The organism is Arthrobacter sp. QXT-31, assembly GCF_001969265.1.
Taxonomy (GTDB): Bacteria; Actinomycetota; Actinomycetes; order Actinomycetales; family Micrococcaceae; genus Arthrobacter.
In genome coordinates this window covers 1,159,522-1,180,881 of the sequence record NZ_CP019304.1, presented here as the reverse complement: position 1 = coordinate 1,180,881, position 21,360 = coordinate 1,159,522, and the positions used below count along the sequence as shown (strand labels likewise).

Annotated in this window: 22 protein-coding genes; 9 read left to right on the top strand and 13 right to left on the bottom strand. The window is 67.6% G+C overall.

Annotated elements, in window-relative coordinates; genetic code table 11:
* Positions 1-23 precede the first annotated feature (23 nt).
* On the bottom strand, positions 24-1,061 hold the full coding sequence (locus BWQ92_RS05290; RefSeq protein WP_076798613.1) for a helix-turn-helix transcriptional regulator: 1,038 nt from the start codon (positions 1,059-1,061) through the stop codon (positions 24-26).
* A 201-nt stretch (positions 1,062-1,262) separates the two neighbouring features.
* Between BWQ92_RS05290 and BWQ92_RS05285 the strand changes: the two genes are divergently transcribed.
* From BWQ92_RS05285 to BWQ92_RS05275, 3 genes are all read left to right on the top strand, one after another.
* On the top strand, positions 1,263-1,661 hold the full coding sequence (locus tag BWQ92_RS05285) for a DUF1304 domain-containing protein (protein WP_076798612.1): 399 nt from the start codon (positions 1,263-1,265) through the stop codon (positions 1,659-1,661).
* A gap of 187 nt (positions 1,662-1,848) precedes the next feature.
* On the top strand, positions 1,849-2,466 hold the full coding sequence (locus BWQ92_RS05280) for a DUF1326 domain-containing protein (RefSeq protein ID WP_076798611.1): 618 nt from the start codon (positions 1,849-1,851) through the stop codon (positions 2,464-2,466).
* Positions 2,444-3,244, top strand: coding sequence for a DUF2182 domain-containing protein (locus BWQ92_RS05275; RefSeq protein WP_076798610.1), 801 nt, complete (start codon positions 2,444-2,446; stop codon positions 3,242-3,244). The genes BWQ92_RS05280 and BWQ92_RS05275 overlap by 23 nt, the downstream gene beginning before the upstream one ends.
* A gap of 47 nt (positions 3,245-3,291) precedes the next feature.
* Here BWQ92_RS05275 and BWQ92_RS05270 read toward each other — a convergent pair whose 3' ends face one another.
* The 4 genes from BWQ92_RS05270 to BWQ92_RS05255 all read right to left on the bottom strand — a co-directional run bounded on the left by BWQ92_RS05270 (position 3,292) and on the right by BWQ92_RS05255 (position 8,363).
* Positions 3,292-4,371, bottom strand: coding sequence for a hypothetical protein (locus BWQ92_RS05270; protein WP_076798609.1), 1,080 nt, complete (start codon positions 4,369-4,371; stop codon positions 3,292-3,294).
* Positions 4,372-4,400: 29 nt separating this feature from the next.
* Positions 4,401-5,315 carry a GmrSD restriction endonuclease domain-containing protein gene (locus BWQ92_RS05265; protein ID WP_076798608.1) on the bottom strand — a complete coding sequence of 305 codons (915 nt, stop codon included), beginning with the start codon at positions 5,313-5,315 and terminating at the stop codon, positions 4,401-4,403.
* Positions 5,316-5,769: 454 nt separating this feature from the next.
* Positions 5,770-7,215, bottom strand: a complete 1,446-nt coding sequence (locus BWQ92_RS05260) for an SLC13 family permease (protein WP_076798607.1) — start codon at positions 7,213-7,215, stop codon at positions 5,770-5,772.
* A 29-nt stretch (positions 7,216-7,244) separates the two neighbouring features.
* Positions 7,245-8,363 carry a PrpF domain-containing protein gene (locus BWQ92_RS05255; RefSeq protein ID WP_076798606.1) on the bottom strand — a complete coding sequence of 373 codons (1,119 nt, stop codon included), beginning with the start codon at positions 8,361-8,363 and terminating at the stop codon, positions 7,245-7,247.
* Positions 8,364-8,604: 241 nt separating this feature from the next.
* Between BWQ92_RS05255 and BWQ92_RS05250 the strand changes: the two genes are divergently transcribed.
* Complete coding sequence (locus BWQ92_RS05250; protein ID WP_076798605.1) at positions 8,605-9,543, top strand: LysR family transcriptional regulator; 939 nt, start codon at positions 8,605-8,607, stop codon at positions 9,541-9,543.
* 11 nt (positions 9,544-9,554) lie between these two features.
* Here the strand turns inward: BWQ92_RS05250 and BWQ92_RS05245 are convergent, their stop codons facing one another.
* From BWQ92_RS05245 to BWQ92_RS05235, 3 genes are read right to left on the bottom strand one after another with little or no spacing between them, the layout of a single operon-like run.
* Positions 9,555-10,367, bottom strand: coding sequence for an ABC transporter ATP-binding protein (locus tag BWQ92_RS05245; protein ID WP_076798604.1), 813 nt, complete (start codon positions 10,365-10,367; stop codon positions 9,555-9,557).
* Positions 10,364-11,455 (bottom strand): FecCD family ABC transporter permease, encoded by a 1,092-nt coding sequence (locus BWQ92_RS05240; protein ID WP_076798603.1) that lies wholly within the window; start codon positions 11,453-11,455, stop codon positions 10,364-10,366. Before BWQ92_RS05240 ends, BWQ92_RS05245 begins: the two co-directional genes overlap by 4 nt.
* A complete protein-coding gene (locus BWQ92_RS05235; RefSeq protein ID WP_076798602.1) occupies positions 11,452-12,519 on the bottom strand; it encodes a FecCD family ABC transporter permease in 1,068 nt (355 codons plus the stop codon). The genes BWQ92_RS05240 and BWQ92_RS05235 overlap by 4 nt, the downstream gene beginning before the upstream one ends.
* A 127-nt stretch (positions 12,520-12,646) precedes the next feature.
* Between BWQ92_RS05235 and BWQ92_RS05230 the strand changes: the two genes are divergently transcribed.
* From BWQ92_RS05230 to BWQ92_RS05220, 3 genes are all read left to right on the top strand, one after another.
* Positions 12,647-13,651: an ABC transporter substrate-binding protein gene (locus BWQ92_RS05230; protein ID WP_076798601.1), complete on the top strand. Its 1,005-nt coding sequence runs from the start codon at positions 12,647-12,649 to the stop codon at positions 13,649-13,651.
* Between the two features lie 146 nt (positions 13,652-13,797).
* Positions 13,798-14,730: a siderophore-interacting protein gene (locus BWQ92_RS05225; protein ID WP_076798600.1), complete on the top strand. Its 933-nt coding sequence runs from the start codon at positions 13,798-13,800 to the stop codon at positions 14,728-14,730.
* Positions 14,731-14,859: 129 nt separating this feature from the next.
* A complete protein-coding gene (locus BWQ92_RS05220) occupies positions 14,860-15,144 on the top strand; it encodes a DUF1540 domain-containing protein (protein ID WP_076798599.1) in 285 nt (94 codons plus the stop codon).
* 92 nt (positions 15,145-15,236) lie between these two features.
* On the opposite strand, the gene BWQ92_RS05215 is transcribed toward BWQ92_RS05220, so the two are convergent.
* A complete protein-coding gene (locus tag BWQ92_RS05215) occupies positions 15,237-15,914 on the bottom strand; it encodes a TetR/AcrR family transcriptional regulator (RefSeq protein WP_076798598.1) in 678 nt (225 codons plus the stop codon).
* 118 nt (positions 15,915-16,032) lie between these two features.
* Here BWQ92_RS05215 and BWQ92_RS05210 point away from each other — a divergent pair, with 118 nt between their 5' ends.
* On the top strand, positions 16,033-16,869 hold the full coding sequence (locus tag BWQ92_RS05210) for an oxidoreductase (RefSeq protein ID WP_076803519.1): 837 nt from the start codon (positions 16,033-16,035) through the stop codon (positions 16,867-16,869).
* Positions 16,870-16,884: 15 nt separating this feature from the next.
* On the opposite strand, the gene BWQ92_RS05205 is transcribed toward BWQ92_RS05210, so the two are convergent.
* The 3 genes from BWQ92_RS05205 to BWQ92_RS05195 all read right to left on the bottom strand — a co-directional run bounded on the left by BWQ92_RS05205 (position 16,885) and on the right by BWQ92_RS05195 (position 20,124).
* Positions 16,885-18,030, bottom strand: coding sequence for a flavin-containing monooxygenase (locus tag BWQ92_RS05205; RefSeq protein WP_076798597.1), 1,146 nt, complete (start codon positions 18,028-18,030; stop codon positions 16,885-16,887).
* Entirely contained in the window at positions 18,008-18,331 is a 324-nt protein-coding gene (locus BWQ92_RS05200; protein ID WP_076798596.1) for a hypothetical protein, read from the bottom strand. The genes BWQ92_RS05205 and BWQ92_RS05200 overlap by 23 nt, the downstream gene beginning before the upstream one ends.
* Positions 18,332-18,450: 119 nt before the next feature.
* Positions 18,451-20,124, bottom strand: coding sequence for a helix-turn-helix domain-containing protein (locus BWQ92_RS05195; protein ID WP_076798595.1), 1,674 nt, complete (start codon positions 20,122-20,124; stop codon positions 18,451-18,453).
* Between the two features lie 301 nt (positions 20,125-20,425).
* Between BWQ92_RS05195 and BWQ92_RS05190 the strand changes: the two genes are divergently transcribed.
* Entirely contained in the window at positions 20,426-20,746 is a 321-nt protein-coding gene (locus BWQ92_RS05190; RefSeq protein ID WP_076798594.1) for a GYD domain-containing protein, read from the top strand.
* Positions 20,747-20,871: 125 nt separating this feature from the next.
* On the opposite strand, the gene BWQ92_RS05185 is transcribed toward BWQ92_RS05190, so the two are convergent.
* Positions 20,872-21,342 carry a DUF4383 domain-containing protein gene (locus BWQ92_RS05185; RefSeq protein ID WP_076798593.1) on the bottom strand — a complete coding sequence of 157 codons (471 nt, stop codon included), beginning with the start codon at positions 21,340-21,342 and terminating at the stop codon, positions 20,872-20,874.
* Between the last annotated feature and the right edge of the window lie 18 nt (positions 21,343-21,360).

Sequence of the window (21,360 nt, the reverse complement as noted above, 5' to 3'; positions counted from 1 at the left end):
CGGGCACCGGACCCAAAGAGGACTCAGGCAAGCAGCTTCGCCACCAGCTCCCCGCGGCTGCCCACGCCCACCTTCTCGAACAGCGACTTCAGGTGGTCATGCACTGTGTAGGGGGAGATGAACAGTCGGCTGGCCATCTCCGCCGTCGTCGCCCCGGCGATGACTTCCAAACACACATCGCGCTCGCGGGCGGTGGCGCCATACGCGGCGAGCAGCAGGCTCACCAGGTCATGCGTGGTGAGCGGCTCCACAGTGACCACCATCTGCCCGGGGTCGTCCCCGGTGATGAGGCGGCTGGCCTGCAGCACCACCCAGTTGTTGCCGGCGTCGCGCATCCTCCCGCGCGCCGTGCCGGAGGGCGCCGCCCTGGCTCCCGCCACCACGCCGTACAGGACCATGCTGAACCGGCCCGGCGCCGCGTCCTCAAGCTCCGCCAGCCAGGAAGCCGCCGCCGAGGTGCCCGCGCGCAGCTCGCCATGCGGCCCCACCAGCACGATCACCGGACCCTCAGCACTCCGCTGAGCCCGGTGCCCGGCCCGCACCGCAATCCGGCTGGCCGCAGCCAGGGTCGCGGTGAGCGCACCGAGGAACTCCACCTCGCGGTCGGTGAAGTCCTGGCCCTGCCCGCGGAACAGGCTGCCCACACCCCAGCAGGCCTCGTCCACCCGGAAGGCCGCGCGCAGTTCGTGCTCCAGGCCCTGCGGCCGCAGCAGGTCGTTGAGGCGTACGCTCCGGACCACGTCCCGGTGCGCGGCGTCGGAGATCCGGGCCACCGGACGCGGGCGGAGAACCAGCTGGGCGAACGTGTTCGGTTCCGAGCCCGTGTACTCGGACTCGGCGAACCGGAGCGCGTACTCCTCCGGCACCGGCCACTCCTGCCAGTTGGTCACGGACGTCATCGCCATTGTGCCGGGGTCGACGCCGGCCCAGCAGGCCTGCTCGAAAGGCACCGACTGCTGCACCGCAGCCTGTGCCGCGGCATGCAGTTCGCTCACGCCCAAACCGCTGGCGGCCAGCGCCGCAATCTCACGCCGGACGCGCTCCGCGCGTTCCTCCCACATACGTCCAGTATCCGTTCGGCCCGCACGGGCGCAATCCCCTTCCCGGGGGATATCGGCCAGCAGCCCAAACCCCGGCGCCGGGGATGGGAAGCCCTCGCACCGCCGTCGTACTTTTTGTTCAGAGGCGCCAAGCCTGGCGTCCAGTACCAGCCGGGAGGCGAACATGCTCCGCTTCAGTCCGTACATCACCAGGAACAGGCCATGAACGCCGCGGCGCAGGTCTTCGCGCTGCTTTCGGCGCTCATCTACATTCTGGTGTTCCCGCTGGAGAGCTTCCTCATGCGCCATCCCGCGGTGCAGAAGTTCCTGAGCACGCCGGCGCAGAACGTCCCGGCGGTGATGATGTGGGCCATCCCCACCGGGTTCCGGAACCTCCTCATCGGCCTCGGCGCGGTCGCAGGGGTGGTGGCAGCGAACATGGGGCACACGGTGGTGGGGCACACGCTGGTTATTTACTGCTGCGCGAACATGGTGCTCAGCGGCGCCACCATGGGGCTGGCGGACTGGCTGGGGCACTATCCGAAGAAGGGCGACAGCGTGCCGGGAACCCTTGCCTCGACCGTGCCGGCCCTGATCGCGCTGGTCGCCCTGGCGTTCTGACCACCGTTCTGAGCAGGCGTTGGGACGATCCGGTGGCCGGCGGTTTTGGCCGAAGCAACAGCTTATTGACACGCAATCCGCGCTGAGTAATCTCCTCCTTAGCAGGACCCTTTCGCCCTGTTTTTCCAGTAGTTTCGGCGCCATCGCCGCTTCTGCCTGGCAATGGCGCCAGCAAGGAGAGTCCTCAATGTCATGGGAAATTTCGGGCAAATATGTCGCCAACTGCGACTGCCAGTTGATTTGCGCCTGCGCAATGGACGGCCCACCCACCGGTAAGAACGGGGAATGCCGGGGTGCGGCGGTCTTCCACATCGCCAGCGGCCGGCTCGATGACACCGACCTTTCCGGTGTTGATTTCGCCTTCTGCAACTTCTTCCCGTCAAACCTCACCGCCGGCAACTGGAAGGTGGGCATCGTCGTCGACAGCGGCGCCTCCGACGGCCAGGCGCAGGCCCTGGAGCGGATCCTCCATGGCGACGAGGGCGGACCGTTTGCCGACTTCGCCGCGCTCTACGGCGAATGGCTCGGCGTCGAGCGCGGGAACGTCACCTTCTCCGACAGCGACACACCGTCGGCTTCGGTGGACGGGCGCATCAACCTGGCAATCGAACCGCTCGCCGGCCCGGACGGGGGAGTCACCACCGTCAAGAACGCGATGTACGGATTCGCCCCCGAGTTCGTGATCGGCAAGGGCAAGGGCGGCTCGGACTTCTTCGGCCTCGACTACCAGTCGGTCTACGCTGAGTCGGCGGACTACACCTTCTCAAGCGAGATGGCTGAAGGTGCACCCAAAGGCCGCGCCTGAGCCCCGGCAGCACACCCTGCGCGCCATCGACGCGCGGGAGGCCGGGCTGATCGCAGTCCTGCTCATCCTCGCGGCGGCGGGCTGGTGGTTCACCGCCGAGCGGATGAGCGGGATGGACATGGGCGGCTGGACGCACCCCGGGCCGCTGGACTTCTTCCTCACCACCTGGGTGGTGATGCTGGCCGCGATGATGTTTCCGTCGGTTGCGCCCATGGTGACGGCGTACGCGAAAATCAGCCGCCGCCGTCGGGAAAGCGGACGATACGCCCCGCGCGGTTCCACCTCGCTGTTCGTGGCCGGCTACCTGCTGTCCTGGACGGCGTTCGGGCTTGTGGCGTACGGGCTCTACCAGGCCGTTCTGCAGCTGGCGCCGGCGGCGTTCGCCGCTGATGCCGGCGGACGTTACGCCGCAGCCGGGGTGATCCTGGCGGCAGCGGTGTACCAGCTGACCCCGGCGAAGAACGTCTGCCTGACCAAGTGCCGCACGCCGCTGGACTTCATCCTGCACCGGATGCGGCCGGGGCTCGGCGGGGCGCTGCGCATGGGAATGGAGCACGGCGCCTGGTGCGTCGGCTGCTGCTGGGCGCTGATGGTGGCGCTGTTTGCGCTGGGCATGATGAGCATCGGATGGATGGCGCTGGTAGGCGCGTTCATAGCGGCGGAGAAGATGCTGCCGTGGAAGCGGCTGGCCAACCGGTCGGTGTCGGCGGCGCTGGTGCTCATTGCAGTGGGCATCGTGCTGGTGCCCGGGGCGGCGGCGCCGGGCATGACGATGTAAGCCCTCAGTTTACGACGGGGCCTCACTTGACGACGGCACCGGCGCCGTCAGGCGCCGGACGCGGCGGTCCCGCGGGCCTGAACCGGCCCACACGAACTGAGCAGCGCGAGGCCCGCCGCCACCGCGGCGCTCAGCACCACGGCGCCCAGCCAGAGCGAGACCGGCCAGCGGATCGCGTCCGTCACGGCGAAGGCGACGAGCTGGCCCGTCCAAAGCAGCACCGTGATGCCGGCGGTGACGGCGGGCAGCGGACGGCCCAGCCACGCGCCGGGCACCCGGGCCAGCAGCACATCGGCAACGACGGCGGCGATGGTTGCCCCCGCGGCGCCGGAAATCGAGTAGGGGTGCAGGCCCACCATCACCACCGGCAGCCACGACGCCGCCACCACCAGCAGGGTGACGATGCCGCGGACCGGGCGCCGGGCAGCGGAAAGCGTTAAGAGGAACGGCGCGATGATCAGCGCGGTGGTCAGGAAGTAGCTCGTCAGGGTGATGACCACCGGCAGTTCCGACTGGATGCGGCCGGGCGTGCCCACCGGCGCCGGCACGAACAGCGCCGTCGGCCCCGGCCGGACGAACGCAGAGCAGTAGACCAGGAAGAACGCCCCCAGCCCGGTCATGAGGACGACGGCGAAAATCGCCGCCGGGGTCAGGCTGCGGTTCCCGGTGTGCTTCAGTTCTCCTGACAGGCCGGCCGCACGGGCGCTCCGCACGGCCGTTCCGAGGATGAGGAACTGGCTGAAGCCGAGGAGCAGGTGCGTGGGGCTGACCAGGGCGTCCAGCGAGACCTCGATGCCCAGGATCTCGTGCCACAGCAGGTCCAGGGCGCCGGCGGTGGCGAACAGGATGACGCCCGCCGCGGTCCCGCGGTAGCCCGGCGGGATTGCCTGCAGCAGCGGCTGCCCGGGAGTCCGGTTGCGCCAGATCACGACGGCGGTCCACGCCGCCGTGGCCAGCATGCCGGAGTAAAGGGCGGCGTGCCAGGGCGTGAAGAACGTCTCCAGGCCCGGTAGGTTGATGTGCGCCCAGCCGTCGAGGAAAACGGCCAGCACCAGCCACAGCCCCAGGAATTCGGTGACCAGGTCGCGGCGGTTATCTGTCCTGGTGTTGTGCGCAGTTTCGAGCATCGTTGCCCACCTCCACGGAACCTATTCTGTCACCGCGCTGGAACCGGCGGTTCTGAGCCCGGCGCGGCGATCATCCCCACCGTGATGCCGCTGGCGATGCTCCCGGCCTTCAGCGAGATCACCGTGCGCGGGCCGCCAGGTAGGTCGCTGTACCACTGGTCCGATGTGCCGCTACTGCCGCCGAGGAACTTGACGGTGTAGTTGCCTGGCGGCAGCCCGGTCAGTTCGTAATTCCCCTCCACCCGGACGCGGGTTTCCCGGACCAGTGCATGGCTTGCGTCGTAGGCCTGCACCCCCACCAGGCTGTACAGCGTGCCGGACGGCGCGCCGATGCCTCCGATGATGGATGCCGGACCTCGGCCAGGGCTCAGGTCGAGGTCCGGGACATAGACGGGCTTGTCGCGGCAGTAGTTAGAGTCGGCCTCGTCGAGTTCGGTCATGAGCGCCTCGTACTCGGCGGAATCAACGGTGAGATTCCACCGGGCTTTCACCCACACCCATTCCGCGGCGTAATTGCAGCGGTAGCCGTCAATTGTTGGCCACCAGCGGGCCGGGTCCGAGGACCCCCGCTCCGCGTTCGTGCTCGCGGTCAGGACCCTCAGCGAGTAGCTGTTGGACAGGTCGTTGGCGAAGTCGCGGCGCTGTTTCGCGGTCCACGCCCAGGCCCCGGAGTACCAGGCTTCTTCCAGCGGGACCATGTGCGCGACGTCCACATCGTCCGGGTCCACCAGGACGTTCGCGTCCCATACGGACACCCACTGCGGATAGCGCACGGTGCAGCGAGAGGCGAGCGTATTCTCGCTGGCCCCGTCGATAATCACCCTTTGGCGGGTGGTGCAGCCGTCAGGCCCGACGGTCGGGTATTCGAAGGCGGACTCATCGAATTCGGGACCTCGCGGCGCCTGCCGGACCAGGGTGTTCAGCAGCGCCTTGCCTGTGGTCACGCCCTCGAAGGGTACCGGTTCGGCGAGACCACGCTTTGACTGCCAGCCGACTCCGGAAACTGCCCGGCTGGATTGGAAGCGCCGCTGCCGCAGAGCGCCAAGAGGCTGGCCGCTACCAATGTTGTGCAGTGCTTCACAGCTCGCTTCATCGCAGTGCCCGGCCCTTTGCGCGTCATGATTGTGCCCGGATCCTACTCCGCCACAGCTGGCTGCAATAGCCCTTAATAATGAATCCATGGCACCTGGTGGCTTGAACCGCAAAAGGCAGGGCGGCTGTGAAAGCCGCCCTGCCATTGGTGCGTACGGGTCCGTTCCTGCGCCCGGCTTTCGGGCTACCTGTTGCGATGGGAATGCAGGGTTGCGGTCCCGTCCGCCTGCCGGATGCGGATCCGGCATCCTGCCTGCCGGCGGTCACCGGCAGGCAGCAACCCTTTTGGGTTCCGCCTGGGGCGGATCACATGATGCCGGTGGGTACCAGCAGTGCCCAGGCCAGGGCCGGGGCCACCAGGACCACTCCGCCGGCGTACATCATCAGCTGCTTGTAGACGCGCTGGCGGTCGTTGTCCCGGGCGTTGGCGACGACGAGGGCGCCGTCGGTGGAGAACGGGGAGACGTCCACCACGGTGGCCGCGATGGCAAGCGCCGCAACGGTTCCGGAAGCGCTCAGCGTGCTGGTGGCCAGCAGCGGTCCGGCCATGGGGATGAAGGCGGTCAGCAATGCGGTGGAGGACGCGAAGGCGGATCCGACGCCGATGACATAGCAGAGAACGAGGGCGATCAGGAGCGGTGCACCCAGTGCGAGGGCCTGCTCGGCGAGGGTGTCGATGACGCCGACGTGCTGGAGCAGGGAGACGTAGGTGATCATGCCCGCCACCAGCAGGACAGTGGACCAGGAAACACCGCCGATGAACGTCTTGTGTTCCTTGATGTTCACGAAGGCCAGGAGGAGGCCGGCGGACAGTGCGACGAATCCGATGGGCATGTGGAAGCCCAGGGTGCACACGAGAATCGCGACGATCAGTGCCAGCGTTAGGATCTGCTGGCCGTGGGGCCGTCCGATGCGAGGGGTGTCCAGACCGACGTACTCGTTGGCGTGCTTCTCGCGGAGCTTGCCCAGGAGGGCGAACAGCACGATGGTCAGCGCTGAAAGGATGAAATTGAGGGCGAAGCTGGCCGAGAAAAGGACGCCCTGGGAGATGGGGAAGCCGTTCTTCCCGGCGATGTCGTGCACCAGGACCCCGGCGACCGAGAGCGGCGAGAAGCCGCCGGCATGGGCTCCGTTGATGACGAACGCCCCCATGACCACCGGGTGGATGCGTGACTCGTAGGCAAGTCCGAGGGCGGCCGGGGCCAGCAGTGCGACGGCGGCGGGGGAGAAGGTGCCCAGTGCCGTCAGGGCGGCAGCCATCAGGAAGAACACCCACGGGAGGAGCGCGGTTTTGCCCCTGACCAGCCGCACGCAGGCCTGGACGATGATGTCAATGGACCCGTTCCTTTGGGCCATGCTGAAGAAGTAGGTGACGCCGATGATCGTCAGGACGATGCTGGCCGGAAACTCCTCGAGGATTTGCTTGTCCGTCATTCCCAGCATGAAGTAGCCGACGCCGAAGGACGCCACCAGCCCCATCACTCCGATGTTCAGTGGCCATTTGGTGGCGACGACGAACATCACCACGAGGATGACGAGCGGGATGATCTGGGTGGCGGTCATGGTCGGCTCCGATTCCGAGGCGGCCGCGGGGTTGAACAAGACACCCCCAAACAGGAGGGCGGCCAGACCCAGAATAGCTGTGGCGACCACCGTCATCAGCAGGATGCGGCGTCGACGGACGGGGCGTTGGGGGAGATCGTCGCGGGTGTCCGTATCCAGGGGTGCGGTTCGTTCTGCCGTTTTAGTCATGATGCTGTCTCCTCATTGAGTGGCGCTGGTCAGTTGGTGGCGCTGGCGAGGGAGGCGTCGACGGCGCTGCCGAGGGCCTCGGGGAGGTGGATGGTGGTGGTGGCGAGGGTGCGGGCTGTCCGGTCGACGCCGACGAGCAGCGATCCGTCCCGCTCCTCACTCCAGGTTTCGATGACCCCGGCCGGAGTGCGCAGCCGCAGGGTGGGCCGGACCGTGCCGCCGGTGATGTCGTGCAGTACGGTGCCCGGGGTGCGGGCGGCCAGGGTCAGTGCGATGCTTCCGGTGATGGCCAGCGCCGGGTGCGGCTTGCCCATCGAGAGCATCATGACGCTGACGTCGCTTTCCACGTCGGCCTGGGCCGGTGCAGCCACGATTGCGACCTTCGGGACGGCGCGGGCCGCCTCGGCGGGGGTCGCTGCGAGCCCCATGCGTACTGCGGCCTGGCGCCGGATGTGTTCCAGCGTCTCCAGCTGCAGCTCAGCCCCGGCGAACCAGTTGTCGTAGCGCTCCGGGTCAAGGCCAAGGTCTTCAGCACGCAGGATCACCACCGGCGCTCCGGCGTCGACCATGGAGACAGTCCAGGGTGTTCCGTCTGCAGTGACGGCGTCTGAGGCTGATCCTGTGGGAAGCAACCTGCCGGTGGTTTTGCCGGCAGGGTCTTGGAAGCCGAGGCCCACCCGGTATCCGGGGAACGGTACGCCCGGCATCTCCGCCTCCGGGACGATCGGTAGCGCGCCGGAAGGCGTGGATACCCGCTGGATGATGATCTGGCCGGTGTTGGTGTTCCGGGTGATGATCCGGGTGACGTCGCCGGTGGGCACTACCCAGCCTTTTTCGATGGCGTAAAGACCAACGACGGCGGAGCAGTTGCCGCAGTTGCTGCCCCAGTCCACGACGGCCTCTTCGATGCCGACCTGGGCGAAAGTGAACTCGACGTCGACATCCTCGCCGGCGGGACGGTGAAGGATCATCGCTTTGCTGGTGGTGGACGTCGCCCCGCCCACACCGTCGATCTGCCGGTGGTCGGGGCTGCCGAACAGCCGGGGAAGCAGCACATCCGGGCTCGTTCCGGTCTCACCCAGCTGTTCCGTTTCGAACACCCAGCATTTGCTGGTGCCTCCGCGCATCCACTCCGCTTCGATCTTCATGGTCCGTCCTTGCTTCTTTTCCGCCCCGACGTGTTCAAGGGGGTTGATTCGAGAATGAGCCACATCACAAATGAAGACAATGTTGGATTTCTGTCGTCCTATGTAGTGCTTCTTCATTCACTGAGGTAGAGCCGACGAATGCCACTTCAGATTGCGTATGCTAAACCCCGGAGGGTCCCCAAGTCCTGCACCGCCACTGCCGCCTGCATAGAATGAACCATTAAAGGAGAAGGGTGAACGGATGCTTAACGATGAAGCCCAGGAATTATTCGATATCCGGAGGCTTGCCCTGCTGGTGGAGGTCGTCGAGCAGGGATCGATCACCGCGGCTGCCGATCTGATGCTGTACACGCCCTCGGCCGTCTCGCAGCAGCTGCGCAAGCTCGAGCAGGAAGTCGGCCAGCCCCTCCTCAACCGTCGCTCCCGCGGGGTGGTGCCCACCGAAGCCGGGCAGGTGCTCGCCGGCCATGCCCGGAAGATCATCGGGCAAATGCGGGCTGCCCAGGCCGACCTGGACCAGATCGCCGGGCTCAAACGCGGCTCCCTGACAGTCGGGACGTTTCCGACTCTCGCCGGATCATTCCTGCCGGTTGTCATCAGGGCCTTCAAGAAGAGGTACCCGGCCATTGGTCTGTCCCTGCGGAGCGCACGCTTTGATGAGCTTGTGGCGGACCTGCAGTCCGGCGTGACCGGGCTTTGTCTGCTCTGGGACTACCCCTGGAACCGCTTCCATGACGATTCCATCCGGATCACGGAGGTCTTCCAGGAAAGCACCGTCCTGCTGGTGTCCCGCGGGCACCCGCTTGCCGACCGTGAAGAGATCCGGATGGAAGAGCTCCGCAAGGAGTCATGGATCGTGCGGGCGGAGGCCCATCCGGTGGTGGAGGTGCTGCAGCGCTCCGCCCATGAGGCCGGGTTCGAACCCACGATCGGGTTCCTGGCCAACGATTACCAGGAAGCGCAGGCGATGGTCAGTGTCGGGATGGGCGTGGCCATGGTGCCGAAGACCGCCGTGGCCCTGCAGCACCCCGACGTCCGGGTGGTCAGCCTCGGCTCCGCCGCCCCCCTGCGTCGGGTTCTGCTCGCGCAGCGCCAGGACAAGGTCTACGCTCCGGCAGAGGTTGCCTTCCACTCCACCCTGCTGGAGATTGCCCGCGAACGGGCCGGTGACTACCTGTAGTAAGGGGTAAATCAGGCCGGCGCCGGGTGGCCGAGCGGGATGACATGCGGCCGGCCCTCCGTGGGCTCGTTGACCACGTGGGCATGGAGGTCAAAGACTTCCCGGAGCAGCTCGGGGGTGATCACGTCGGCCGGTGCGCCCTGGGTAATGATCCGGCCGTCCTTCATGGCAACGATGTGGTCCGAGTAGCGGGCCGCCAGCGAGATGTCGTGGAGCACCATCACCACGGTCCTGTTGTGCCGGCGGTTCAGCCGGCGGACGAGTTCCAGCACGTCCACCTGGTGCGCGAGATCCAGGTACGTGGTGGGCTCGTCCAGGAGGAGTATGCCGGTTTCCTGGGCAAGCGTCATGGAAATCCAGGCCCGTTGGCGCTGCCCGCCTGAGAGGTCCTCCAGCGGCGTATCTGCCAGTTCGCGGATGTCGGTGGCTTCCAGCGCGCCTTCGACGATGCCCTGGTCCGCGAGGGAAAACTGCTGGTACCACTTTTGCCGCGGGTGCCTGCCCCTGGACACCAGGTCGGCCACGGTCAGTCCCGAGGGCGCGGACGGCGCCTGGGGGAGGACGCTGATCCGGGTGGCAACGTGCCGGGTGGAGTGCGCGGCAAGGGAGGTACCGTCCAGGAGGACGTCCCCGGAACGCGGCGGAAGGAGCCGGCCGAGTCCGCGGAGCAGTGTGGATTTGCCGCACCCGTTGGGTCCGATGATGGAGGTCACCTGGGCATGCGGGATGTTCAGGGTCAGGTCCCGGATGATGGCGGGGCCGTCGTATCCGAGGCTCAGGTTATCGGCTTTCAGGCCGGCCTGGCCCGTGGTGGTGGTGTTCAACTCAGCCTCCGCTGGTACTTCAGGAGCAGGTGGATCAGGAACGGCGCGCCGAGGACGGCGGTGGCAACGCCCACCGGCAGCGGCACGGCCAGCGCGTTGGCCGAGACGGTGTCTGCGAGCAGGACGAACACCGCGCCGACCAGGGCCGATACCCCCACAGGCGGCGTGACACCGGCGGTCAGCGACCGTGCAATCTGCGGGCTGGCAAGGGCCACGAAGGCAACGGGACCGGCGGTGACAGTGGCAATCGAGGCCAGCAGCACCGCAATGGTCAGGACTGTGAGGCGCACGGCACCGATCCGTACACCGAGTCCGACGACGGTGTCCTCACCGAAGCCGGTCAGCAGCAGCCAGCGGCCTCTGGCAACGGCGGCAAGGATGAGAACGACGGCGGCAATCGCCATGGGCTGGACGGTCGCCCAGTCTTTGCCGTTCAGTGAGCCGGTCATCCAGGTCAGCGCCTGCGCGGCGCTGGTGACGTCGCCCAGGGTAAGGATCCAGGTGGTCAGGCTTGTGGCGAGGCCGGTGATGCCGAGCCCTGCGAGGACGAGCCGGTAGCTGTCCAGGCCCCGGCGGTAGGCGAGCAGGTACACGGCAACGCCGCTGACGATCCCGGCGGCGAAGGCGGCTGCAGGCATTCCCACGGTGGCAGCGATCCCGCTGAGTCCGGCATGCCCGCCGCCGGCAATGACGAGGACAGTCACGGCCCCGAGGGACGCCCCGGCGGTGACCCCCAGCAGGTCCGGGCTGGCGAGGGGATTGCGGGCCACGGTCTGGGTGATGGCTCCTGCCGCGGCCAGGGATGCGCCCACCACCACGGCCGCCACCATCCGCGGGGCCCGGAATTCGGTGACCGCCAGATGGGTGCGGGGATTGGTGGTGTCGCCCAGCAGCGCCCTGAGGACATCGGGGTACGGCAGGGGAGTTCCGCCGAACGCAACGTGCAGGGCCATCGCTCCAAGAAGGGCCGCCGCCATGACAGCGGCAACGACGACGACCCGAAGGTTGAGTCGAAAGGACACCCGGCCGATCCGCACGGCCCTGATGGGCAGTGTGCCCTTGCGCGGCGCGGTTTCCGTGGCGGTCATACTGTCGCCAGTCTGCGTCGGCGGGCCAGGTGGATGAAGAACGGCGCCCCGATGACCGCCAGGACCACGCCGACAGAGAGTTCGCCGGGCCGGGCGATGACCCTGCCCGCGGTATCTGCCAGCAGCAGCAGGGTGGCGCCGGTGACGGCCGAGACGGGGAGCAAGACGCGGTAATCCGGTCCGGTGAGGGCGCGGGTGAGATGCGGGACCAGCAGCCCTGCGAACGCGATGGGGCCCGCCATGGTTACGGCCGACCCCGCCAGGAGGGTGATGGCCGCGATCCCCGTGGCACGCGCCTTGAAGACCGAGATCCCGAGCGAGACGGCGGTGTCCGCCCCGAGCGCGAGGGCGTTCAGCGGGCGGATGTTCAGGACAGCGAGCACGGCTCCCGCCAGCACGAAGGGCCAAATCACCACGATTACGCCGCTGTGCCCCACGAGGGAGCCGACCTGCCAGAACCGGAGCGTGTCCAGGGCCTGGTCGTTGAGCAGGACGATTCCCGCCACTAGTCCGGAGCAGAGGGCGGTGACGGCGGCCCCGGCGAGCACCAGGGTGACCGGTGTGGACCCGTGGCGGGCGGCCGAGCCGATGGCGAACACCAGGACGCTCGCCGCCAGGGCGCCGGCAAACGCCAGCCCGGCCTGGGTCAGTGCCGGCAACTCACCTGCCAGGGCCGTCGCCGCGACGATCAGCAGCGCCGCGCCCTGGTTGATGCCCAGCAATCCGGGGTCTGCCACGGGGTTCCGGGTATGGCCCTGGACCAGGGTTCCGGCCAGGCCCAGGCAGATTCCGGCAACGACGGCCAGGAGGGTCCGGGGCCACCGCAATTCACGGATGGTGAGGTCCATGACGCTGCCGTCGGGGGTCACTACCGCGTGCCAGGCATCCTGCAACGACGACGGCTGGCCGCCGATGCAGATACTCAGGATCACTGCGGCGGCAAAGGCTGCACCGGTGATGGCCAGCCACCAGGCGCCGCGTTTCCGGGCGCCCCGGCCGACCGGGGGAGCGGCAGTGCGCTGCGCTGTGGCAGCCGCCGTCGCCGCTGTCTCGACTGTCTTCACGTCATCCTTCTAATTAGGTCACTAATGTGTGAGCTAAATCCCCAAAGCCTGCTACAGTCTACGGCAGACATAGGTAAGCCTCTCCTAAGATGTCTCATCCCCGACACACCGTTTCGAAAGTAACCCTGTGAAAACACGCATCCTCAAGCAGCTCGGTGCTGCCACTGCCGCCCTGGCCCTGCTTGCCATTGCAGGCTGCGGCGCCCCGGCGGCGTCCACCCAGCCCACGACCCAGGCGGCAGAAGCCGCCGGCTACCCGCTGACCATGGAACACACCATGGGCTCAACCACCATCGACGCGGCCCCCAAGCGCGTCGTTGCGCTTGACCCGAGCTACATCGATGCCGCCCTCCTGCTCGAAGCCGACCTGGTGGGCTACGTGCAGTACCGCCAGGACCCGAAGGCCCCCTTCGCCCCGTACCTCGGCGACGTTGCCGAGGCCACCAAGGATGCCGTCAACGTGGGCACGCTGGCAGAACCCAACCTGGAAAAGATCCTCGAACTGCAGCCGGATCTGATCGTCTCCGCCAAGGTCCGGCATGAGGCGCTCTACCCCCAGCTGTCCAAGATCGCCCCCACCATCTTCTCCGTCAGCACGGGCCCCACCTGGAAGGAGAACGTCGTCTTCCTCGGGGAGGCCCTCGGAAAGAAGGCCAAGGCCGAGGAGCTGGTGAAGGCCTATGAGGAGCGGGCCCAGAAGGTTGGGGCCGAAATCCTCGCCAAGAAGCCTGACGCAACGTACTCCCTGATCCGGTTCACCGGTGGGGACACCGCCCGCCTGTACTCCTCCAACTCCTTCATCGGCGAGATCATGGCCGATATGCGCATCCCGCGCCCGAAGGATGCCCCGGACAGCGAGTCCGAAATCTTCGTCCCGCTGTCCTCGGAGCAGATCCTGAAGGGCGACGCCGGCCTGGTCATGGTCAGCGCCTTCACCCCGCCGGGCGAAGAAGGGGACAAAGCCCGCGCCCAGCAGGAGAAGTTCCAGTCCAACCCTCTGTGGAAGAAGCTGCAGGGTGAGGTTAAGCCTGTTGAGGACGCCACCTTCCTCGCGTCCGTGAGCATTCAGGGCGCCCACGCGGTAATCACCGATCTGGCAGAGCACTACGGCGTGGACCCCCACCTGCCGTAGCCCCGCCGAACGCAGCGGCCGGGCCAGGAACCACACACCTGGCCCGGCTGCCGCGTCCCTGCACCGTTTCGGCCGGCCCGCCCGCCCTGTCGTTGCACCATTTCGACCGGCCTGCCCGGACCGACCGCCCGGAAAAGGAGTACCTGATGACCGCCGCATTACCGGCCTGCTACCCGGCACGGGTTTTCGATGTAACCGTCAGCAGGGTGCAGGACATCTCCGCGACCTTTCGGCGCATCACCTTCACGGGGCCGTCCCTGCAGCGCTTTGGCGTCCCGGGACCCACGCTGGATTTGAGAATCAAGCTGCTGCTGCCGGTGCCCGGCCACACCCTGTCCAGGCCGGGGGCGCCGGACGGCACCCTTTACGAAGGCTGGTACCAGGACTGGCTGAGGATGGAACAGCCCGCGCGCGGCTTCATCCGCAGCTACACCGTGCGGACCAAACGAACCAGTCCAAGCGGCACGGAACTGGACGTTGACTTTGTCCTCCATGCCCACGGCGGCGGCAGCGGGCCGGGCTCCGACTGGGCGGCAGGCGCCGCTCCGGGACAGCCTGCCCTGCTCATCGGACCCGATGCCACCGTCCCGGCCCGGCTGCCGTCCGAAACCGGAATCAGATGGGCGCCGCAGGAAGCCCGCCGGGTTTTCCTGGCGGGCGATGAAACCGCCGTCCCGGCTATCTGCTCCGTGCTGGAAGCACTTCCCGCCGGCATCAGCGGCCACGCGTTCCTGGAAGTCCCGGACGCGGCGGACATCCAGGACATCGCCACCAACTCCGGCATCGAAGTGGCGTGGCTGCCTCGCACACCCGTGCAGGCACAGCGTGGGGACCTGCTGTTCGACGCCGTCCAGCACACCCTCCCTGCCGCTACGGAGCAGACCGGAACGGATCCGGGCACTCTGTACGCATGGATTGGGGCAGAAGCCGGAACGGTCAAAACACTCCGCCGGTACCTGGTGGACCGCGTCGGCCTGAACCCCAAAATGTCTGAATTCCGCGGCTACTGGAGCCTGGGCAAGGCTGGATCCGGAGTCAACGGGACACCGGTGGCGGGACCGGAGCTCTGCAGCCGCTGACGGGCGTCGCCGGCTAGGGCCGGCACCGCAATTACGTCAAACAATTGGGTCTTTTTGATGGGCGCCAGCAGGCCTACGTTAGGAACAACGAGCGGCCAGACCGGGCGCCGGAGTACGGAGGATCCGAACATGACATCGCACGTCGCGGACTGTAGCGTAACCAACTGTTCCTTCAACGACCACACCAACTGCAACGCCGCAGCCATCACGGTCGGCGGGGCCGAAGACCACGCCCACTGTGCAACCTTCATCGACACCGGCAGCCATGGCGGGCTGCCCAAGGTGCTGGCCGACGTCGGAGCCTGCCAGCGCACTGAGTGCGTCCACAACGACCACCTGATGTGCCAGGCCCCCGAAGTCCACGTGGGCCCGGGCAAGGACAACGCCGACTGCCTGACCTACGCCCACCGGTAATCCGCACAGGGCCCAGTAGCCACCGCCCCTGCCGATAAGCAGTTGGGCCGGGTAAGCAGAGCTGCCGCCGGGACATCTCAATGTCCCGGCGGCTATTCCGCTTTGTCCGCCAGCAGCCCCATGAGGACGATGCTGATGGTCCGCTCCAGGGACCCCGCGAAACCCTCGGGCAGGAAGACGAGGGACGGGTCGGCGGCATACGCGTCCCGGACGCTCCGGGGTGGATTGGCGTGCGTCCACAGCGCGCCGGCAAACACCACGATGGTCCTCGTTGCTTCGGCGGCCTCCTCCTCGCTGAACTCCGGGAGGACCTGGCGAAGTACGCCCGTGAATCCGGCGAGGCTGTTGTAGCCGTCCCGCTTGTACTTCGCCACCGTCTCCGCGGAGACGTTGTGCTCGAGGACGCCCGCCTGGACGCTGAGCAGCTCGCACAGCGTCGGATGCGCCGCGAGCGTCGCTGACAGTGCCGCGGCTACGCCTTCGGCCCGTGCCCGAACCGGACCATGCGCCTCGACGGCCTCGGGCAACTGTTGCCCGACCTGCGTGAAGAAGTCTCCTGCGAGCTGCACGAGCAGGTCGAGCAGCACCGCCTCGCGGGAATCGAAGTACCGCAGCACGTTCGACTTCGCCAGCCCCACCCGGCGGCTGAGCTCGTTGAGGCTGACCGCAGAGACCGGCATCTCGGCCAGCATCCCCGCCGCCGTCTGCAGGATGGCCTGGCGCCTGGCCTCCCGCTGGTCCTCGCTTCTGGCGCGCTGAAAAGTACTCATGCCCACATTTTACAGACCGGAGGTCTCTTGACTGTAGAACAGCGGTCTCTTATGTTAGAGACCAGCGGTCCTTTAGGGGTGGGCCGGAGTCAGCCAGGACAAGGGATTGGGAATGGACATGGACAAGAAGGTTGCACTCGTCACCGGCGGTTCGTCAGGAATCGGCGAGGTCGCCGCGCGCCAGCTCAAGGACGCCGGCTTCACGGTGTACGCGGCAGCGCGGCGGGCGGACCGGATGGCAGCCCTCGAGCAGGCGGGCATCCGGACGCTCTCGCTCGACGTCACGGACGACGCGTCGGCACGGGCCGCCGTCGAGCGCATCATTACGGACGAGGGGCGCATCGACGTCCTCGTGAACAATGCCGGCTACGGCTCCTACGGCTCCCTGGAGGAAGCCCCGCTCGCCGAGGCGCAGGCCCAGCTGGACGTCAACGTGCTCGGGCTCGCGCGGCTGACGCAGCTGGTGGTGCCCCACATGCGGACCCAGAAGAGCGGCACGATCATCAATATCAGCTCGATGGGCGGCCGGTTCGCCACGCCGCTAGGTGCCTGGTACAACGCCAGCAAGTACGCGGTGGAGGGCCTCAGCGACGCGCTGCGCCTGGAGTTGGCGCAGTTTGGCATCGACGTCGTCGTCATCCAGGCCGGCGGGACCCGCAGCGAATGGGGTGCCATCGCCGCCGGCAAGCTGCGCGCCACCTCCGGACACGGACCGTACCGAGTGCAGGCGGAGGCCATGAGTAAGACGCTCTCCGCGAGCTCGGAGCCGGGCTACCGGCTAGCGTCGCCGCCCGAGGTCGTGGGCCGCGCTATCGTAAAGGCGGCCACCGCCCGCAAGCCGCGCACCCGCTACAGCGTCGGCATCGGGGCAACCCCCTTGATCTGGCTCAGCCGGACCCTGCCCGACCGCACGTTCGACTCGCTTATCAAGCGCTTCGCCGGCGTACGTGCCTGAGAAGCCCGACGACGGTCAGGCGGCCAGCCCGGCCCGAACGGCAGCGTCCTTCCGCGGTTCCCGCGCGGTGGCTAGGTGCTTCGCCAGGTACCCGGCGTCCCGGCACACACCGGGCAGGGTTTCGGAGGCTGCGGCGAAGAGGAGGTCGTTTCCCAGCAGGTACAGGCCCGGCAGTGCATCCACGATCCCGCGGTGCTGCTGCGCCCGCCAGTCCGCCGGCAGGGCCGGAAGATCCAGCCACGAGTAGTCCTCCCGGAAGCCGGTGCACCAAATGACGTTCGCCGCGGATAGCCGCCGCCCGTCGTCGAGCACTATCTCGCCGTCCCGCACCCCGGAAACCCGGGGCACCAGCTGGACCCCGGCCGCGATGAGGTCCGGGACCTTGGTGCGGATCAGCGGCCTGCCCATGGCGGCCAGCTTGGGCAGCACCTTGCGCCCCACCGGAGTATTCCTGTTCAGCACGTGGAGTCCGGCGAAGCGGACCGCCGGGATAAAGAACCGGGCCGCGGTCCGGCCGTGCCGGAACGGGACCGCTCCACGGGCCGTGCCGGCCAGCCAGGTCTCGTGCGACCTGCTGGTCTCCAGCGCGATCTCCGCTCCGGAGTTGCCCAAGCCCACCACCAGGACAGGGCCGGGCCGGAGCTGGGCCGGGTTCTTATACGCACTCGAGTGCAGCTGCACGACGTCGGACGGCAGGTCCGCCGCAAAGCCCGGGATCCTGGGCAGATGGCAGGCGCCGGTGGCGAGGACCACGTTGGCGGCCGTCCAGCGCCGCGCCCCCGCCGCGACATGGAACCGCTGCCCGTCGTGGCTCACCCGGGTGACTGCGGTGTTGGGCCGGACCGGCAGGTGGAACCTGGCGGCATAGTCCTCCAGATAGTCCGCCTGCTCGTCCTTGGTGGGAAAGGCGAGCGGATCGCCGGGGAAGGGCAGGCCGGGCAGCCCGTTGTACTTGGCCGGCGTGAACAGGCGCAGGGAATCCCAGCGGGTGCGCCATGCGTCGCCGACCCGCGTGCCGCCGTCGAGAATCACAAAGTTCCGGTGCTGCCGGGTCAGGTAGTAGCCCAGCGCCAGGCCGGCCTGTCCGGCGCCGATGATGACGGTGTCGACGGCGGTGGTGCTGGCGGTGCCGCCGGTGTCAGTTGCTGAGGTGGTGTTCATGGTGGTTCCTCCTTGATGTTGCAGGTGCGGTTGGGCGGGTATGAACGCTGTGGAACTGCAGGAACCAGATGAGCAGCAGCGCGGAGGCGGCGGCGTAGAAGCAATGCAGCAGCCAGATCGGTCCCGGCGGAAGGCTGAAGACGTAGACGGAGTGCACTGCATTGGCGACGTTGCTCAGCGCGAGGTAGCCGAGGCTGTAGGAGTCGAGATCCCTCGTGCGGAGGGCCTTGAGCAGCATGGGCAGGTAGCTCACCGCGAAGAGGATGCTGGAAACCGTTCCTGCGAGCACTGAAGCGTTCATGCCACTAACGCTATTTTTCGCAGCCTGTCGGCGAATCGGGCGAATTACCCATTTCCGCGGCGGAATTCGGGTGGCGGAGAATGGGTATTTCTGCGCAGGGGTTTCTGTGCGGGGGCGGTTCAGGCCAGTCCGTGCTGGTAGGCGTAGGCCGTGGCCGCGGCCCGGGAGGTCAGTCCCAGCTTGGTGAAGATGTTGCTCAGGTGCCGCGCCACCGTCTTCTCGCTGATGAACAGCTCGGCGGCGATGTCCCGGTTGCTCAGTCCGGTGGAGACCAGGTGCAGAACTTCGGTTTCGCGCGTGGTGAGCGGCCCGGCGTCGATATCGGTGGATGGCACGGCGGCTGCTCCGGCAGCCGCTGCCCCGGCCGCCACTGCCCGGCCAACCGGCGTCGGCTCCTCGAGCTCCGAGAGTGCCGGCGCCGCGCCTAGCTCGGCAAAGACGGCCCGTGCCGCCGCACGCTCCAGCCTTGCGGATTCCTCATCGCCGAGCGCGGCACAGACGCTGGCCATCAGGGCGCGGCAGCGGGCTGCTTCGAACGGCACGTCGAGGCTGAACCAGCGGGACCAGGCGCGGCGGATCAGCACGAGGGCGGCCGCGGCGTCGCCGTCGTGGAGGAGCAGGGCGGCCCGGGACTGGTCGGCCAGGGCATGCAGCATGGGCATGTCAAGCGCGCCGGACAGCGAGGCCAGCTCGTCGGCGGCGGCCCGTGCCGCCTCCGCATCGCCGGCGGCGAGTTCGATGTCGACACAGGCAGCGAGCATCCGGCGGCGGTAGTCGGGCCCGACTCCGGTCATGGCCTGCCGCAGCAGGGTCTGGGCCTGGGCCGGCCTGCCCTGGGCCAGACGCAGGAGCGCCAGCCCGGGCTGCGGCGGAAAGCCGGTCTCGAGGGCGTGCAGGTAGCAGGCCTCGGCGTCGTCAAAGTTGCCGCGCAGCCGGTGGATTTCGCCCTGCTCATAGAAGCTGCCGTAGATGGCCATCGGATCCCCGCGGACGGCAAGATCCTGGGCGGTTGTGGCGGCGTCCAGTGCCTCGGACCAGGCGCCGTGCAGCCGGTAGAGTTCGGCACGGTGCATCTGGCACTGACCGCTGAAGAACACCAGGTGCTGCTGTGCCTGGCACCACCGGTCCAGCGCGCGGGTCCACTCCTGCGCCCGGTGCAGGTCGAAGGCGAGGCGGCAGGTCTCAATCACGGCGCAGTAGATGATCCCGGCGGGGAACGGGGACACTTCCCCGACGGTCGCGGCCACCATGGCCTCGTCCAGCAGGGCCAGGCCTTCCTCGAACCGGCCGAGCAGGATGGTTGCCTGGCCAAGGCCCAGCACGCCGAGCGCTGCAGCATCCGGATCGCCACGCTGCCGTCCGAGTTCACCTGCACGGGCGAAGGCTTCCGCGGCGGCTTGTCCGTCTCCCTGGTACAGGGCGCCCAGCCCGACGGGGACGAACAGCAGGCCCTCGAAGCGGCAGGGCGCGGGCAGGTCCTCGACGATCCGCCGGGCCCGGGCAAACCAGCCTGCGCCGCGCGCCGGTTCTCCCTGCAGCATGAGGTTCAGCCCGGTCCAGGCCGCGCACCGGGCGGCGGCGTCGTAGTCGCCGTCGGCAAGGTACCTCAGGTGCGCCCGGGCCAGAATTTCCGTGCCCTCAGCAGGCCCGCCGGCGAGGATGACGGAGGTGGCCAGCTGTTCCAGGTCGGTGGCCGGCAGTTCGGTGTCGCGCTCGGCTGCCGTGTACTGCCCGACGGCGTCCGGCCAGCGCCGTTCGGCGTAGGCTTCCCGTCCCTCTGCGAGTGAAAACACCGGCGTCTCCCGTCCCGGGTGATGGACCGCAACCGGAGTGCGTTGCCGGGCTTGTGCCGGCGGCCGCGGCCCGTATTTTCCCTTCAGGCTACCGCCGGGCTCCGCTTTCCGTCAGGCCCGGCTGGTACTCCCTCCGCGGAGTTTGCCCTGGCCGTTGTCAGGGGGCCGTTGTCAGTGCAGGGATGTGGGCCTACGCTGTGCGCACAGCCCCATTTGGGGGACCGTTCCAGGACCCTTCGCCCTGGGTGTCAGGCATGTCCTCGGGTGCCCGCGTCCTGGATTGCAATGGACAGGAAAAACCATGACCAAGTACCTGTTTGAAGCCAATTATGTGGGAGACGGAATCAAGGGGCTCTTGCGTGAAGGCGGCACCCAGCGGCGTGCCGCGCTGGAGGAGGCCCTCAGCTCCGTGGGCGGCTCACTCGAGAGTTTCTACTACGCCTTCGGGAGCACCGATGTCCTGGGTGTCTTCGATGTCCCGGACACGGCCAGCGCGGCAGCCCTTGCGCTGATGATCAATTCGTCGGGCAATGTATACGTGCGCCTGAAGCCGCTCCTGACGCCCGAAGAGATTGACGAAGCATCCAAGAAGACGCCGTCGTACAGGGCTCCCGGTAAATAGGATCAGGGCGCGATTGTTTGTTGGAGTAAATGACGGAGGCCGCCCCCTGAGCAGATTTCCTGCCCGGGTGACGGCCGCCGTCGTTGGTTTTCCGTGAACTGGTTTTTCCCGAACTGTGGGTCGCGCTATGGAACGGTTCCGCGCGTCCGGTCCGTTACATCCCTGCCGAGCCACACGCCTAGGCCGACCATGGCGAGGCCGAGGATCAGATGAAGCCAGTTATCGGCACTGTTGAACGGGACGAAGTTGGCTGCCGTATTCCAGTCGATGATGAGGCCATAGATCCACAGCACCAGGTAGACGGCGCCGCCGCCCAGCAGGAACATGCGTGCCATCCGGTCTGTCCGGGCCATGGCAATGCCGGCCGCCCCGAACAGCAGGTGGACAATGTTGTGCAGCACGGACACCTGGAACACGCCGAGCAGCATGGCCCCGGACTCATGCCCGGCAAAGTTCATGGCGCCGTAGTTGGTGGTGATTCCCGGGATGAACCCGAGGACGCCAACCAGCAGGAAAACCGCACCAAGACCCATGGCGGTGTTGTGAAGGGACAACCCCATGGCGTGGTGGTGCGCGTGAGGTGAAGCGGTAGTCATTAGTCTCCCTTTCACGCG

Coding starts and splice junctions, on each gene's coding strand:
- BWQ92_RS05290 (WP_076798613.1), bottom strand. CDS start 1,061: ATGTGGGAGGAACGCGCGGAGCGCGTCCGGCGTGAGATTGCGGCGCTG.
- BWQ92_RS05285 (WP_076798612.1), top strand. CDS start 1,263: ATGAACGCCGCGGCGCAGGTCTTCGCGCTGCTTTCGGCGCTCATCTAC.
- BWQ92_RS05280 (WP_076798611.1), top strand. CDS start 1,849: ATGTCATGGGAAATTTCGGGCAAATATGTCGCCAACTGCGACTGCCAG.
- BWQ92_RS05270 (WP_076798609.1), bottom strand. CDS start 4,371: ATGCTCGAAACTGCGCACAACACCAGGACAGATAACCGCCGCGACCTG.
- BWQ92_RS05260 (WP_076798607.1), bottom strand. CDS start 7,215: ATGACTAAAACGGCAGAACGAACCGCACCCCTGGATACGGACACCCGC.
- BWQ92_RS05255 (WP_076798606.1), bottom strand. CDS start 8,363: ATGAAGATCGAAGCGGAGTGGATGCGCGGAGGCACCAGCAAATGCTGG.
- BWQ92_RS05250 (WP_076798605.1), top strand. CDS start 8,605: ATGCTTAACGATGAAGCCCAGGAATTATTCGATATCCGGAGGCTTGCC.
- BWQ92_RS05240 (WP_076798603.1), bottom strand. CDS start 11,455: ATGACCGCCACGGAAACCGCGCCGCGCAAGGGCACACTGCCCATCAGG.
- BWQ92_RS05225 (WP_076798600.1), top strand. CDS start 13,798: ATGACCGCCGCATTACCGGCCTGCTACCCGGCACGGGTTTTCGATGTA.
- BWQ92_RS05220 (WP_076798599.1), top strand. CDS start 14,860: ATGACATCGCACGTCGCGGACTGTAGCGTAACCAACTGTTCCTTCAAC.
- BWQ92_RS05215 (WP_076798598.1), bottom strand. CDS start 15,914: ATGAGTACTTTTCAGCGCGCCAGAAGCGAGGACCAGCGGGAGGCCAGG.
- BWQ92_RS05210 (WP_076803519.1), top strand. CDS start 16,033: ATGGACAAGAAGGTTGCACTCGTCACCGGCGGTTCGTCAGGAATCGGC.
- BWQ92_RS05205 (WP_076798597.1), bottom strand. CDS start 18,030: ATGAACACCACCTCAGCAACTGACACCGGCGGCACCGCCAGCACCACC.
- BWQ92_RS05200 (WP_076798596.1), bottom strand. CDS start 18,331: ATGAACGCTTCAGTGCTCGCAGGAACGGTTTCCAGCATCCTCTTCGCG.
- BWQ92_RS05190 (WP_076798594.1), top strand. CDS start 20,426: ATGACCAAGTACCTGTTTGAAGCCAATTATGTGGGAGACGGAATCAAG.
- BWQ92_RS05185 (WP_076798593.1), bottom strand. CDS start 21,342: ATGACTACCGCTTCACCTCACGCGCACCACCACGCCATGGGGTTGTCC.